Below are 14,076 nucleotides of genomic sequence, written 5' to 3'. Positions count from 1 at the left end.
ACCCGTCACCCGGCCGCCCCCGCCCCGGGGGCGTGGCCGGCCGTTTCTGTCGCGGTCCGTAGTGCACCGCGCTGACCAGCACGCATGTGCCGATCCCGATAATGATCGTCCGTTGTCGGAGGGGGCGGGTAGGCTCGAAAGCACGATGACAGAGGACCTCTCACCGGCCGAGCGGTACGCGGCGTCACGCCGGCGCGCCGCCGAGCAGGCCACCGCACTCGCCGGATTCCGCGAGATGTACGACTTCGGCCTCGACCCCTTCCAGATCGAGGCGTGCCAGTCACTCGAAGCGGGCAAGGGCGTGCTGGTGGCGGCGCCCACCGGCTCGGGCAAGACGATCGTCGGCGAATTCGCCGTCCATCTGGCGCTCGGCCAGGGCAAGAAGTGCTTCTACACGACGCCCATCAAGGCGCTCTCCAACCAGAAGTACTCCGACCTCTGCCGGAGGTACGGCGCGGACAAGGTCGGCCTTCTCACCGGCGACAACAGCGTCAACTCCGACGCCCCGGTCGTCGTCATGACGACCGAGGTCCTGCGGAACATGCTGTACGCGGGCTCGCACACCCTCCTCGGCCTCGGCTATGTCGTCATGGACGAGGTGCACTACCTCTCCGACCGGTTCCGCGGCGCCGTCTGGGAGGAAGTGATCATCCACCTCCCCGAGTCGGTCACCCTGGTCTCGCTGTCGGCGACCGTGTCCAACGCCGAGGAGTTCGGCGACTGGCTCGACACGGTCCGCGGCGACACCGAGGTCATCGTCTCCGAGCACCGGCCCGTCCCGCTGTTCCAGCACGTCCTCGCGGGCCGCCGGATGTACGACCTGTTCGAGGAGGGCGAGGGCCACAAGAAGGCCGTCAACCCCGACCTCACCCGCATGGCGTCCATGGAGGCGGGACGACCCTCGTACGGCAGGGACAAGCGGCGCGGCAGGAACATGCGCGAGGCCGACCGCGAGCGGGAGCGCCGGCAGCGGTCACGGGTGTGGACGCCCGGCCGTCCCGAGGTCATCGAGCGGCTCGACTCCGAAGGGCTCCTGCCCGCGATCACGTTCATCTTCAGCCGCGCGGCCTGCGAGGCGGCCGTACAGCAGTGTCTGTACGCGGGGCTGCGGCTCAACGACGAGGACGCGCGCGCCACGGTCCGCGAGATCGTGGAGGAGCGCACCGCGTCCATCCCCTCCGAAGACCTCCATGTCCTCGGGTACTACGAATGGCTGGAGGGCCTGGAGCGCGGCATCGCGGCGCACCACGCGGGCATGCTGCCCACCTTCAAGGAAGTGGTCGAGGAACTCTTCGTACGCGGCCTGGTGAAGGCCGTCTTCGCGACCGAGACCCTCGCCCTCGGCATCAACATGCCCGCCCGCTCGGTCATCCTGGAAAAGCTCGTCAAGTGGAACGGTGAGCAGCACGCCGACATCACGCCCGGCGAGTACACCCAGCTCACCGGGCGCGCAGGCCGCCGCGGTATCGACGTCGAGGGCCATGCCGTCGTGCTCTGGCACCGCGGCATGAACCCCGACCACCTCGCGGGGCTCGCCGGCACCCGTACGTATCCGCTGCGCTCCAGCTTCAAGCCCTCGTACAACATGGCCGTCAATCTGGTCGACCAGTTCGGGCGGCACCGCTCCCGTGAACTCCTGGAGACGTCGTTCGCGCAGTTCCAGGCCGACCGGTCGGTCGTCGGGATCTCCCGCCAGGTGCAGCGCAACGAGGAAGGGCTCGACGGCTACAAGGAGTCGATGACCTGCCACCTCGGCGACTTCGAGGACTACGCGCGGCTGCGCCGTGAACTCAAGGACCGTGAGACCGAGTTGGCGCGGCAGGGCGCCACGCAGCGCCGGGTCGCCGCCGCCGCGGCCCTGGAGAAGCTCAAGCCCGGCGACGTCATCCACGTCCCCACCGGGAAGTACGCCGGTCTCGCGCTCGTCCTCGACCCCGGACTGCCCGCCGGGCGGTCCAACGGTCACCGGGGGCTCGACCAGCACGACGGGCCCCGGCCGCTGGTGCTGACCGCCGAGCGGCAGGTCAAGCGGCTGGCCTCGATGGACTTCCCCATCCCCGTCGAGGCGCTGGAGCGGATGCGGATCCCCAAGTCGTTCAACGCGCGCTCGCCGCAGTCCCGTCGTGATCTCGCGTCCGCGCTGCGCACCAAGGCAGGGCACATCGTTCCCGACCGGCACCGCAAGCAGCGGGCCGCCGCCGCGGACGACCGTGAGATCGCCCGGCTGCGGACGGAGATCCGCGCCCATCCCTGCCATGGCTGCTCCGACCGTGAGGACCACGCGCGCTGGGCGGAGCGGTATCACCGGCTGCTGCGGGACACCGGCCAACTGGAGCGGCGGATCGAGGGCCGCACCAACACCATCGCCCGTACCTTCGACCGGATCGTCGCGCTCCTCACCGAACTCGACTATCTGCGCGGCAATGACGTCACCGAGCACGGCAAGCGGCTCGCCCGGCTCTACGGCGAGTTGGACCTGCTGGCCAGCGAATGTCTGCGGGCCGGTGTCTGGGAGGGGCTGAACCCGGCGGAACTCGCCGCGTGCGTCTCCGCGTTGGTCTACGAGGCGCGGGTCGGGGACGACGCGATGGCGCCGAAGCTGCCGTCCGGTCAGGCCAAGGCTGCGCTCGGCGAGATGGTCCGGATCTGGGGGCGGCTCGATGCCCTGGAGGAGGACTTCAAGATCAGCCAGGCCGAGGGGGTCGGGCAGCGCGAGCCCGATCTCGGGTTCGCCTGGGCCGCGTACATGTGGGCGTCGGGCAGTGGCCTGGACGAGGTGTTGCGCGAGGCCGAGATGCCGGCGGGCGACTTCGTCCGCTGGTGCAAGCAGGTCATCGATGTGCTGGGGCAGATCTCGGCGGCGGCGCCGGTGGGTTCGGAGGGGTCGACGGTGGCGAAGAACGCGCGGCGGGCCGTGGATGGGTTGCTGCGGGGTGTGGTGGCGTACTCGTCGGTGGGGTGACGTTGGTTGGGCGGGTGTTGGGCGCCGGGGGTTCGGGGTCCGGGGGGTCCGGGGCGGGGGGAAGGGGCGCCGGGGGCGGCGAGGGAGCGGGGCGGGGGCCGGGGGCAGGGGAGAGCGGCTGGGCTGCGGCGTGCCGGGGAGTTGGTCGGGTGATCGCGGGTTCCGTCAGCGTGGCGAGGGAGGGGCCGGATGAAGGCGGTGGGGATGAGCCGCGCGCAGGCGGTCGGGCTGGTGCGGCGGATCATGAGCGCGGACTGTTCCGACGAGGACGTGAGGCGTTGGCTCGCCGGGCTCGACAGAGCCTTGGTGTGTCCGTCCGGTCATGTCGGGGACTTGATCTATGGGCCGTCGGAGCGAGAGCTTTCCGCTGAGGAAGTCGTTGATCAGGCTCTGGCGTATCAGCCGATCGGTCTGTGAGGCCGGGAGTTCTCGCTCGACGGCCCCGGTCGCTCTTACTTGGCGTCCGGGGCATGCTGTTTCGGGAAATGGCCAGATCGGGGGTAGGTGTTGGCGATCTGGCCATTTTGTGAGGATGGTGCCAGGGCTCAGGTCGGGTCTGTCCGGGGCAGGGTTCGTTCGGCCACCAGTTGGGTGCCGCTTGTTTTGCCTGTGGGGTGGAAGCCGAGGGTGCGGTAGAAGGGTTCGGGGCCGCCCTGGCGAGGGTTGTACGTGACCGTGGCCGTCGTGCCGCCACGGCGGATGATCTCCTCGCACACCGACTCCACGGCGAAACGGCCGTACCCGTTGCCCTGTTGGTCCGCCGCTATGTTCAGGCGCCAGATGCCGTCGCGCGGGGTGTCGGTCGGGTCGTCCGGGTAGAAACGGACACCGAAGAAGCCCATGACGAAGCCCACGAGCCGGTCGCCGTCGAGGATCAGGCGGGGCCAGGCGACATCGGGCTGGGCGTATGCCTCGGCCAGGGACCAGGCGACAGGGGAGACCAGATCCTCCTGGTCGGGGTGTACGGACAGACGGCACGCGGCCTCGACGGTGGCCGGGGTGACCTTCTCCAGGCGGGGTGATGAAGACATGACCGGACCTTAGATTTCCCCGAGAGCGGAACGCCACGGACTTTCCGTCGGGCGCCGCGCTTCTACCCTGGACAGGTGACCCATCACGCGCCGAACCCAGTCCGTGTCGTCCCGCTGCGCCCCGCCCCGGTGGCCGCCGAGCCGGACCCGACGCCCGCCCCGCGAGAACCGCTCTGGAGGGACCTCGTCGGAGACGTCCTGCGGCGCGAACGGCTCGCCCAGGAACGCACGCTCAAGGATGTCGCCGAGGTGGCCCGTATCTCCATGCCGTACCTCTCGGAGCTGGAGCGAGGGCGCAAGGAGGCGTCGTCCGAAGTGCTCGCCGCCGCGGCCCGCGCGCTCGGGCTCGACCTGGCCGATCTGCTGGCCCTGACCCACGGCGAGCTGGTACGCCTCACCGCCGTGAGGCGTACCACGGGCCGCGCACACCAGGGGGTGCGGAACACCTCGCGGTACGGCGGGATGTGCCTGGCCGCATAGGGCCTCGTCCGGGCGAAAGACCCTGGAGGTCAGGCGGGCTGGATGACCCGGCGGCGCAGGACCTCGTCGGCGAGGCCGTAGGCCACGGCCTCCTCGGCGCTGAACACCTTGTCCCGGTCCATGTCCGCACGGAGGGTCGCCACTTCGTGCGGTGTGTGCCGGGACAGCACCTCCTCGACCTGGGCGCGGATACGGAGCATCTCCTTCGCCTGAAGGCTGAGGTCCGAGACGGTGCCCTGCCGGCCACTGCTCGCGGGCTGGCCGAGCAGCACCCGCGCGTGTTCCAGGACGAACCGGCGCCCCGGGTCGCCGCCCGCCAGCAGCACTGCCGCGGTCGAGGCGGCCTGGCCGACGCAGAACGTCGAGATGGGCGCGTGCACGAAGGTCATCGTGTCGTAGATGGCCATCAGCGAAGTGAACGAGCCGCCGGGGGAGTTGATGTAGATGGCGATCTCGGACTCGGGACTGGACGACTCCAGATGGAGGAGCTGGGCGATGACGACGTTCGCGACGCCGTCATCGATCTCGGTGCCGAGGAAGATGATCCGCTCCGAGAGAAGCCGGCTGTAGACGTCGTAGGAGCGTTCGCCCTGGGTGGTCCGCTCGATGACCGTCGGGATCGTGTACTGGCCCATGTCAGAGCCCCATCCGTCGCCGGTCGCCCGCGGGGCGGACCGTGTCGAGTGAGTCGACCACGCGGTCGACCATGCCGTACTCCTTGGCCTGTTCGGGGGTGAACCAGCGGTCGCGGTCGCCGTCGCGGGAGATCGTCTCGACGGACTGGCCGGAGTGTTCGGCGGTGATCCGCTCGATGGACTTCTTCATGAATTCGAGGTTCTCCGCCTGGATCGCGATATCGGCGGTGGTTCCGCCGATGCCGGCGGACGGCTGGTGCATCATGATGCGGGCGTTCGGCAGGGCGAACCGCTTGCCCTTCGCGCCGACTGTGAGCAGGAACTGCCCCATGCTGGCGGCGAATCCCATGGCGAGCGTCGACACGTCGTTCGGGATGAGCTGCATCGTGTCGTAGATCGCGAGACCGGCCGTCACCGAGCCGCCGGGGCTGTTGATGTACAGGCTGATGTCGGTACGGGGGTCCTCGGCGGAGAGCAGCAGCAACTGGGCGCAGACCCGGTTCGCGGAGACCTCGTCGACCTGGGTGCCGAGGAAGACGATCCGCTGGGTGAGGAGTTGCGCGGCGAGGTGGTCGTCGAACCGGGTCGCGGGCGTGTCGCCCTCCTCGGCTCGTGGGTTGTGGGCCGGGTTCCGGCCGGCCGTCAGTGGCGCCATGGGTCCTCCTCGTGGGGGCGCGGCCCCTGATCGCCGCGCGCTCACTCCACTGTTGACCAGGAGGTGCCGTCGGGGGAGGCGTCTCGGCCCGCAGCAGATTCGCCGACGGCAGAGCGGGCGCCGGGGGCGGCCGGGCGGGCGGCGATCAGGGCGGACGCCAGGTCCCGTACCGTCGCCGCGAGTGGGTCGGGGCGGCCGTCCGGGCAGAGGAGACGGACAAGGTCGGCGTCGAAGGAGTGGCGACCTGTTCGCGCTGGGCGCGGCGTGCACCATCAGCTCGTTCGGCGACGCGGGGCGGCCGGGGCCGGACATCGGGATCCTGCTGGAACTCGCGGCGCGGGGCCGGTTGGCGGCCGAGGTGGGGTGGCGCGGGTCCTGGGAGCGGGCGGGGGACGCGTTCCGGGCGCTGCTGGCCCGGGAGGTCGTGGGGAAGGCGGTTCTTGACGTGCGGGCGTCCTGAGCGGGGTCGTCGGGGCGGGTACGAGGGTCACGCCGGCCGGTGTTGTCACGTCGGCCCGTGTCGGAGTGCCGCGCGCCAGCCTCCGTGCGCCGTGATGTCCTCGGCGTCGTCGAGGGCGGCGGGTTCGCAGAGGAAGCCGGGGACGGAGGTGCCGTCGGCGAGTTCGACGCGGCCGATGGTCATCGGGCGGGGGAGCGCGGCGGCCAGTCGGCCGAGCCCTTCGGCGGGCAGCCGCCACACCTCCGCCTCGATCGGCGCACCGCCCGGACCTACGTACACCAGACCCGGCTTGGGCGGTGTGGTGGCGAGGGCGTGCAGGCGGTAGACGGGTGCTGTCCGCGTGGTGCGCTCCCAGCGTGCGCCGAGGGCGAGGAGTTGGGGGTTGAGGGGCTGGCCGGTCAGGTGGGCGCCGACCACCGCGAGCCGCGTGGGTTCCGCCAGCAGTCGGGCGAGGCGCGTGAGGCGTTCGTCGGTGTGGGCGGGGCCGATCAGCATCACGCCGAACGGCAGCCCGCGTACCTCGCCCGCCGGGACCGCCACGGCCGCCAGGTCGAACAGGTTCGTGGAGTTGGTGAAACGGCCCAGGCGGGCATTGGCGCCGAGCGGATCGGCGGCGACCTCGGCGAGCGTCGGATGACCCGGCGCGGTCGGCAGCAGCAGGGCGTCCGCGTCGCCGAGCGAGGCCAGGGCCCGTGCGCGCAGGACGGCGAGGCGGTCCCGGTCGGCGTAGAGGCGGTGTGCGGGGATGGTGCCCGCGCGGGTGATGATCCCGGCGACCGTGGGATCCAGGTCCGCCGATCCCTGGTCGACGAACCGGCCCACCGCCGTGTACCGCTCGGCCACGAACGCGCCCTCGTACAGCAGGAGCGCGGCCTCGGTGAACGGCGCCGGATCGATTGTCCGCACCTCGGCGCCGGCCTCGCGCAGCCGGTCGACCGCCGCCGTGTACGCCTCCGCCCAGCCGTCGTCCAGCTCGCCGAGCCCATCCGGTTCGGCGACGGCCACGCGCCAGGGACCCGGGGTGCGCGGTGGCGGCGCGGGGGTGGGGCCGGTGATCAGATGGGCCAGGGCCTGTTCGGCCTCGGGGAGCGTACGGGCGAGGACGGATACGCAGTCCAGTGACGCGCACGCCGGGACGACGCCGTCCACCGGGACGAGGCCGCGGGTCGGTTTGAGGCCGACGATGCCGTTGAAGGCGGCGGGGACCCGGCCCGAGCCCGCGGTGTCGGTGCCCAGGGCCAGATCGGCGATGCCGAGGGCCACGGCGACCGCCGAACCGGAGCTGGAGCCGCCGCTGACGCGGGTCGGGTCGTGGGCGTTGCGGACGGCGCCGTAGGGGGAGCGGGTGCCTACCAGGCCCGTGGCGAACTGGTCCAGGTTCGTGGTGCCGAGGACCAGGGCGCCGGCCTCGCGGAGTCGGGCCACTGCCGGGGCGTCCGTCGTGGGGCGGTACGCGTAGGAAGGGCAGCCGGCGGTGGTGGGGAGGTCTGCCACGTCGATGTTGCCTTTTACGGCGAGGAGGCTGCCCGCCAGGGGGAGGTGTTCGCCTGCGGCGAGTCGGCTGTCCAGGGATTCCGCTTCCTTGGTCAGGGTGGCTTCGTCGCGGAGGGTGATCCAGATTTCGGGGCGGTTGGCCTCTCGGAGGCGGGTGTAGGCGGCGGTTACTCGGTGAACGGTGCGGCTGGGCATCGCGGGGTCCTTGGCTGAGGTGGGTCTTTCGGGTGCGGGTCGGTGGTCGGTCTGTGCCCACCCGTCCCGCCGTGCGGGACGCCTGCCCACAGACGGGTCACAGATTTATGGGCCGAGGACCATGAGGGGAGTGCCCGGTTCTACCTGGTGGCCTGGGGCTGTCAAGACCTGGGTCACCACGGCTGGGTGGGGGGCGTGGATGTGGGATTCCATTTTCATTGCTTCCAGGGTCAGGAGGGGCTGACCCGCCGTCACCGTGTCGCCGGGCGCCACGTTCACCTGCCAGACCGACGCCGCGAACTCCGCCTCGATCAGCCGGCCGCCCTCCGGCACCGTCACCTCGGCCGTGGGCGGCGCCGGGGCTGTCGCCGAATCGGCGCGCGCGAACTCCCCCGCCGCCTCCCACGCCTCCCGCTCCCTGCCGAACGCGATGGCCTGATCGGCGCGGAAGGCGAGGATCTCGTCCCGATGCGCGGCGAGGAAGCGGTGGTGCTCCGCGAGCGAGAAGGTTCCCTCCTCGATTCGGGGGACGAAACGGCCGGACACCAGGTCGGCGCGCAGGTCGAGGAGTTCGTCGGGGCCTACCGGGTACCACTTGACGCGGTCGAAGAAGCGCAGCAGCCAAGGGGAGCCGGGGACGAAGGCGCCGCGCTGCTGCCACCCGGACCACACCTGCGTGGTCCGGCCGACGAACTGGTAGCCGCCGGGCCCCTCCATCCCGTAGACGCACAGATAGGCGCCGCCGATACCGACGGAGTTCTCGGCGGTCCAGGTGCGTGCCGGGTTGTACTTGGTGGTGACCAGCCGGTGGCGCGGGTCGAGCGGGGTCGCCACCGGAGCGCCCAGGTACACGTCCCCGAGACCGAGGACGAGGTACTCGGCGTCGAAGACCGTGCGGTACACGTCGTCCACGGAGGCGAGACCGTTGACGCGACGGATGAACTCGATGTTCCAGGGGCACCAGGGCGCGTCGTCACGTACGCCCGCCATGTAGCGGGCGATCGCGTCGCGGGTCGCCGGATCGTCCCAGGACAGCGGGAGATGCACGGTCCGCGACGGCACCACGAGCGCGTCGTCCGAGGGCAGCCCGGACACGATCCGCCGTACCGCGTCGAGGAGTTCGGGCTGCGTGACGGCATCCGGGTCGAGCTGGATCTGAAGGGAACGGATCCCGGGCGTGACCTCGGTGACGCCGGGCAGCCGCGCGGCCTCCACGGCCCGCATCAGGGCGTGTACGCGCATCCGCAGGGCGAGGTCCAGTTGCATGGGACCGAACTCGACGAGGAGGTTGTCGTCGCCACTTCGCCGGTACGTGACGTCGTCGTGCCGGGCCAGGATCCCGCCGTCGGTGAGGGCGGCTCGGTCCGCGACGGGCCGGGCGGCGGGTTCGGCGCGCAGCCGGGCCGCCGCGTCGACGGTCACCGGCACGAACCGCACGGTGTCCCCGGGGCGCAACTGCCCCAGCTTCCAGCGCTGCCCCTTGACGACGGTCGCGGGACAGACGAAGCCGCCGAGCGACGGCCCGTCGGGGCCGAGGAGCACCGGCATGTCGCCGGTGTAGTCGACGGCGCCGACCGAGTAGGGCGTGTCATGGATGTTCGACGGGTGCAGGCCCGCCTCGCCGCCGTCGGCACGCGCCCAGCGGGGCTTCGGGCCCACCAGCCGGACCCCGGTGCGGGCCGAGTTGAAGTGGACCTTCCAGTCGGCCGCATAGAAGGCGTGGATGTCGTCCTCGGTGAAGAACTCCGGTGCCGCGTGCGGGCCTTCGACCGCGCCGATCTCCCAGACCGCCCCGAACACGGGCCGCCGGTCGAGCGGTACGGGCGCCCTGGCACCGTCGCGCACACCGTCCCCCGGCAGAAAAGGGCGCAGGACGTCGCCCGTCCGCAGTGCCCGTCCGCCGTGTCCCCCGAACCGGCCCAGCGTGAATGTCGACGCCGACCCCAGGAAGTCCGGCACGTCGAGTCCGCCGCCCGCGAACAGCACATAGGTCCGCAGCCCGTGCTCCGAGGGCGCCCCGACCGCGAGGCTCGCCCCGGCCGGTACCGTCACCGGCTCCCACCGCGCCACCGGCACTCCGTCCACCGTCACCTCGGCCGGGGCGCCCGTGACACACACCGTCGTGGTGTGGGTGAAGCGGAGCGTGGGCCCCTGAAGGGTGCATTCCAGGCCCGGGGCACCCTCGGGATTGCCGAGCGCGCGATTGCCGAGCCGGAACGACAGGTCGTCCATCGGCCCGGACGGCGGAACCCCGACCTGCCAGTACCCCGTACGGCCCGGCCAGTCCTGGACCGTCGTCAGCGTGCCGCCCGCCGTCACCTCGACCCGGGGCGTCGGATCGGTGACGCCCGCCAGGGTCGCCGTCGAGTGCGTGGCCGTACGGAACGAGCCGTCGGCGAGCGCGGCCCGGACCAGACCGAGGTTGGTCTCGACGCCGTCCACACGGGTGGCGGCCAGCGCCGTGTCGAGCCGGGCCAGCGCCTCGGTCCGGTCGGCGCCGTGCGCCACGACCTTCGCGAGCATCGGGTCGTACGCCGTCGTCACCTCGGTGCCCGTCTCGACCCAGCCGTCGACCCGGACGCCCTCGGGGAACGCCACCCGGGTCAGCAGACCCGCGCTCGGGCGGTGGTCGCGTGACGGGTCCTCGGCGTAGATCCGGGCCTCCACGGCGTGCCCGCGCGGCGGACCCGGGTCCCGTACCACGCCGGTGTCGCCCTGGGCGAGGCGCAGCATCCAGGCGACCAGGTCGACGCCGTAGGTCTCCTCGGTCACCGGATGCTCGACCTGGAGCCGGGTGTTGACCTCCAGGAAGTACGCCTCCTCGCGCGCCGCGTCGTACACGAACTCGACGGTCCCCGCGGAGCGGTAGCGCACGCTCGCGCACAAGTCGCGGGCTGCGGTGGTCAGTCGGTCGCGGACCGCTTCGGGCAGGCCGGGGGCCGGGGCCTCCTCGACGACCTTCTGATGGCGCCGCTGGAGCGAGCAGTCGCGGTCCCCGAGGGTGACGACGCGGCCTTCGCCGTCGCCGAACACCTGGACCTCGACATGCCGGGCCCGCTCGACCAGCCGCTCCAGGAACACCCCGGCCGACGCGAAGGAGGCGGCGGCCACCCGGTGCACCCGTTCCCACGCCTGCGCGAGATCGCCGGGGGAGTGGCACGCGGACATCCCGATGCCGCCGCCTCCGCCGGTCGCCTTCAGCATCACGGGGTAACCGATCCGGTCCGCCGCCGCGAGGGCCTGGGGCAGCCCGTCGAGCAGACCGGTGCCCGGGGCGAGGGGCACGCCCGCCGCCTCGGCCGCCGCACGCGCCGTGTGCTTGGCGCCGAACAGCTCCAACTGACCGGGTGTCGGGCCCACGAATACGATCCCGGCGTCCTCGCAGCGCCGTGCGAAACCCGCGTCCTCGGAAAGGAAGCCGTACCCCGGGTGCACGGCCCCCGCACCGGAGTCCTTCGCCGCGCGCAGCACCGAATCGGCGTCCAGATACGACTCCTTGGCGGGCGCGGGACCCAGCCGCACCGCCGTGTCGGCCAGCCGCACGTGCGGGGCGCCGCGATCCGCGTCGGAGTACCCGGCGACCGTACGCAGCCCCAGGTCACGGGCGGTACGCAGCATCCGTACGGCGATCTCACCGCGGTTGGCGACGAGCAGCGTGTCGAAGGTCATGCGATGGCCCCACGGTCGTCGGTGGTCGGGTCGGTGGCGCTCGGGTCGGTGGCGGTCGGATCGGTGGTCGTCCCGGTGGTCGTCTCCGCGGTCACGGTCATCTCCACCGCCGTCGGCTCGAAGCCGTTGCACGGGTTGTTGATCTGGGGGCAGTTGGAGACCAGGACGAGGACATCGGTCTCGGCGCGCAGGGTCAGCCGCAGGCCCGGCGCGGAGATGCCGTCCACGATGCCGAGGGTGCCGTCCTTCTCGACGGGCACGTTCATGTACCAGTTGACATTGGGGACGAGATCGCGGGCGCCGAGCCCGTACCGCGAGCCCTCCGCGAGGAAGTTCTCCACGCACGCGTGCTGGGACCAGGTGTGATGCCCGTACCGGAGCGTGTTCGACTCCTTCGAGCAGGCGCCGCCGACCGTGTCGTGCCGGCCGACCTGGTCCTCGACGACGGTCATCAGCGGCGTGTGCTCGTTCGACATCAGGACGCTGCCGGTGGTGAGGAAGAGGGAGCCCTGCGCCTGGAGGGTGTCGGGGGCGCTGTAGCGGACGGCGGTGTCCAGGACGTCGTACACCAGGAAGTCGACGGCCTGGTTGCCGTGCAGATCGGTGACGGTCAGCGACGCGCCCGCGGGCAGCACGGCCGACCAGGGCGCGCGGGCCGGGACGACGACGGATCGCCGGCTCACGGCGACCGGACGGCCGGTCATGCGATCCCCCTGGCGGCGAGGATCCCGGCGGTATTGAGGAAGGCCCGGCGGCCCTCCGGTGTGGCCTCCCACAGCGGATCGCCGGGCGCGGTCGGCGCGGCCCGCCAGGCGAGCACCTCCAACGGGCCCGCGACATAGGCGGTACGGGGGTCGAGGGGGTGCGGCACATTCGCGAGGAGCACGGTGACGTCCTGTTCGGCGCGGAGCGTGACACTGCCACCGGGCCCCACCGAGCCGGTGAAGTCGAGTGCGCCGTCCTCGCGTACCGTCACGCCCTGGAAGAAGGAGACCGACGGCGGCAGATCACGTGCCGACAAACCGCTCTTGGCCGCCGCCAGCTTGAACAGTTCACGTCCGGCCGGGTAGCCGGACTGCGGCGAACCGTCCCCGTACCGAACGGAGTTGCGGGCCGACGTGGAGGTGCCGCACAGCGCGTCGTGCCGGCCCGAGGTGTCCGTGGTCACCGAGGCGAGGACACGGCCCTGGCCGGAGAGGAGCAGCCGGTTCTCGCCGAGGTAGGCGTTCCACTGCACCTTGACGGTGTCGGCGGTGTTCAGCCGCTCCCAGGGGCGGTCGGCGGCGAACAGCAGCAGATGCGCGCAGGCGTCACCGGTCAGGTCCGTCAGCCGCAGTTCTGTGCCCCGGGCCAGTACCCGGTGTGTGTAGCCGCCGCCCGCGACCGTCTCGGCCCAGACCAGTTGACCGGCCGCGCACGGGGGATCGGGCCAGGCGCTCGCCGGGACGACCGGCATGGCGTCGGCGCGGGCGCCCTCCTGGGCGCGGGCGTGGTCGCGTGCTCCGTGGGTGGTCGCTGTCGCCATCGCGTGACCTTCCGGCTCGGCATTTCTGTCGCTCGACAGAAATTAGGAGCGGGTCGGGTCGCCGCCGTTGCCCCGGCGTTGCCGCTCGGTTACCGATCCCTCACGGGTGCGGCCGGGGGGTCGCCGGTCGTGCGGCGGCACCGTCCTGATGTGCGAGGATCGGCGGCATGGGGACCAGTGACGCGGAGTCCGAAAACACGGGAGCCGAGAACGCGGCGGCCGGAGATTCGGGGACCGGGGACACGGGGACCGGAGATTCGGTGACTGGAGACGCGGGGGCCGCGGTCGGCTCCCGTGGACGTCGCGTCGGCCGCCCCCGCGCCGCGCGGCGCCCCGACACCGGCCTGTCCCCCCGCGATGAACTCCTCACCGCGGCCGCCGAGTTGTTCACCACCCGTGGCTACGCGGCGACCACCACCCGGGCCGTCGCCGAACGCGCGGGCATGCGCCAGGCCACGATGTACCACTACGTGTCCGGCAAGGAGGACCTCCTCGCCGACCTCCTGGACTCCACCGTCACGCCCTCGCTCACCCTGGCCCGGCAGCTCCTCGCCGACGACACCGCACCGGCGGCCGAGCGGTTGAGGCTGCTGTGCCGGTCCGACGTGGAACTGCTGTGCGGCGGCCCGCACAACCTCGGCGGCCTCTATCTGCTGCCCGAAGTGCGCGCCGAACGCTTCGCCGGGTTCCACGCCGTACGGGCCGAACTCAAGGACGCCTACCGGCAGTTGCTCGCCGACACCGGGCCGGGCGGTGCGCTCGCGAAGAGTGAGTTGGAGCTGCGGACCGACCTCGTGTTCGGGCTCATCGAAGGTGTCATCCTGGTCCACCGGTCCGACCCCGAGCGCGCCGTGTCGGCGTTCGCCGAGGCCACGGCGGACGCGGCCCTGCGTATCGCGGGGCTCTGAACGCCCCACCCTTGAACGGCCCCTCAACAGCACTCAGGAGTCACTCAACAGCCCCGCGACAT

General features: G+C 71.8%; 12 protein-coding genes. 5 read left to right on the top strand and 7 right to left on the bottom strand.

Annotation, left to right across the window (positions count from 1 at the left end; genetic code table 11):
- Window positions 1–145 precede the first annotated feature (145 nt).
- Complete coding sequence (locus ACFVT5_RS34715; RefSeq protein WP_389896345.1) at window positions 146–2,962, top strand: DEAD/DEAH box helicase; 2,817 nt, start codon at window positions 146–148, stop codon at window positions 2,960–2,962.
- A 189-nt stretch (window positions 2,963–3,151) separates the two neighbouring features.
- On the top strand, window positions 3,152–3,379 hold the full coding sequence (locus tag ACFVT5_RS34710; RefSeq protein WP_389896342.1) for an e9imm peptide: 228 nt from the start codon (window positions 3,152–3,154) through the stop codon (window positions 3,377–3,379).
- 128 nt (window positions 3,380–3,507) lie between these two features.
- Here ACFVT5_RS34710 and ACFVT5_RS34705 read toward each other — a convergent pair whose 3' ends face one another.
- Window positions 3,508–3,993 (bottom strand): GNAT family N-acetyltransferase, encoded by a 486-nt coding sequence (locus tag ACFVT5_RS34705; protein ID WP_389896339.1) that lies wholly within the window; start codon window positions 3,991–3,993, stop codon window positions 3,508–3,510.
- A 75-nt stretch (window positions 3,994–4,068) separates the two neighbouring features.
- On the opposite strand from ACFVT5_RS34705, the gene ACFVT5_RS34700 reads away from it, so the two are divergent.
- On the top strand, window positions 4,069–4,473 hold the full coding sequence (locus ACFVT5_RS34700; RefSeq protein WP_389896336.1) for a helix-turn-helix domain-containing protein: 405 nt from the start codon (window positions 4,069–4,071) through the stop codon (window positions 4,471–4,473).
- 29 nt (window positions 4,474–4,502) lie between these two features.
- On the opposite strand, the gene ACFVT5_RS34695 is transcribed toward ACFVT5_RS34700, so the two are convergent.
- Window positions 4,503–5,108 (bottom strand): ClpP family protease, encoded by a 606-nt coding sequence (locus ACFVT5_RS34695; protein WP_389896333.1) that lies wholly within the window; start codon window positions 5,106–5,108, stop codon window positions 4,503–4,505.
- Window position 5,109: 1 nt separating this feature from the next.
- A complete protein-coding gene (locus ACFVT5_RS34690) occupies window positions 5,110–5,763 on the bottom strand; it encodes a ClpP family protease (protein ID WP_389896331.1) in 654 nt (217 codons plus the stop codon).
- 181 nt (window positions 5,764–5,944) lie between these two features.
- Here ACFVT5_RS34690 and ACFVT5_RS34685 point away from each other — a divergent pair, with 181 nt between their 5' ends.
- The gene (locus ACFVT5_RS34685; RefSeq protein WP_389896329.1) at window positions 5,945–6,223 is read left to right on the top strand and encodes a hypothetical protein; all 279 of its coding nucleotides are present in this window, start codon (window positions 5,945–5,947) and stop codon (window positions 6,221–6,223) included.
- A gap of 45 nt (window positions 6,224–6,268) precedes the next feature.
- On the opposite strand, the gene atzF is transcribed toward ACFVT5_RS34685, so the two are convergent.
- The 4 genes from atzF to ACFVT5_RS34665 all read right to left on the bottom strand — a co-directional run bounded on the left by atzF (window position 6,269) and on the right by ACFVT5_RS34665 (window position 13,106).
- Complete coding sequence (gene atzF / locus ACFVT5_RS34680; RefSeq protein ID WP_389896327.1) at window positions 6,269–7,912, bottom strand: allophanate hydrolase; 1,644 nt, start codon at window positions 7,910–7,912, stop codon at window positions 6,269–6,271.
- Window positions 7,913–8,017: 105 nt separating this feature from the next.
- Window positions 8,018–11,581, bottom strand: a complete 3,564-nt coding sequence (gene uca, locus ACFVT5_RS34675; RefSeq protein ID WP_389896325.1) for an urea carboxylase — start codon at window positions 11,579–11,581, stop codon at window positions 8,018–8,020.
- Entirely contained in the window at window positions 11,578–12,285 is a 708-nt protein-coding gene (locus ACFVT5_RS34670; RefSeq protein WP_389896323.1) for an urea amidolyase associated protein UAAP2, read from the bottom strand. Before ACFVT5_RS34670 ends, uca begins: the two co-directional genes overlap by 4 nt.
- Window positions 12,282–13,106: an urea amidolyase associated protein UAAP1 gene (locus ACFVT5_RS34665; RefSeq protein ID WP_389896321.1), complete on the bottom strand. Its 825-nt coding sequence runs from the start codon at window positions 13,104–13,106 to the stop codon at window positions 12,282–12,284. Before ACFVT5_RS34665 ends, ACFVT5_RS34670 begins: the two co-directional genes overlap by 4 nt.
- A 260-nt stretch (window positions 13,107–13,366) precedes the next feature.
- On the opposite strand from ACFVT5_RS34665, the gene ACFVT5_RS34660 reads away from it, so the two are divergent.
- Window positions 13,367–14,014, top strand: coding sequence for a TetR/AcrR family transcriptional regulator (locus ACFVT5_RS34660; RefSeq protein ID WP_389896319.1), 648 nt, complete (start codon window positions 13,367–13,369; stop codon window positions 14,012–14,014).
- Window positions 14,015–14,076: the final 62 nt, after the last annotated feature.

Source organism: Streptomyces sp. NPDC058001 (assembly GCF_042886315.1).
Taxonomy (GTDB): Bacteria; Actinomycetota; Actinomycetes; order Streptomycetales; family Streptomycetaceae; genus Streptomyces.
This window is presented reverse-complemented; position numbering and strand designations above follow the sequence as displayed.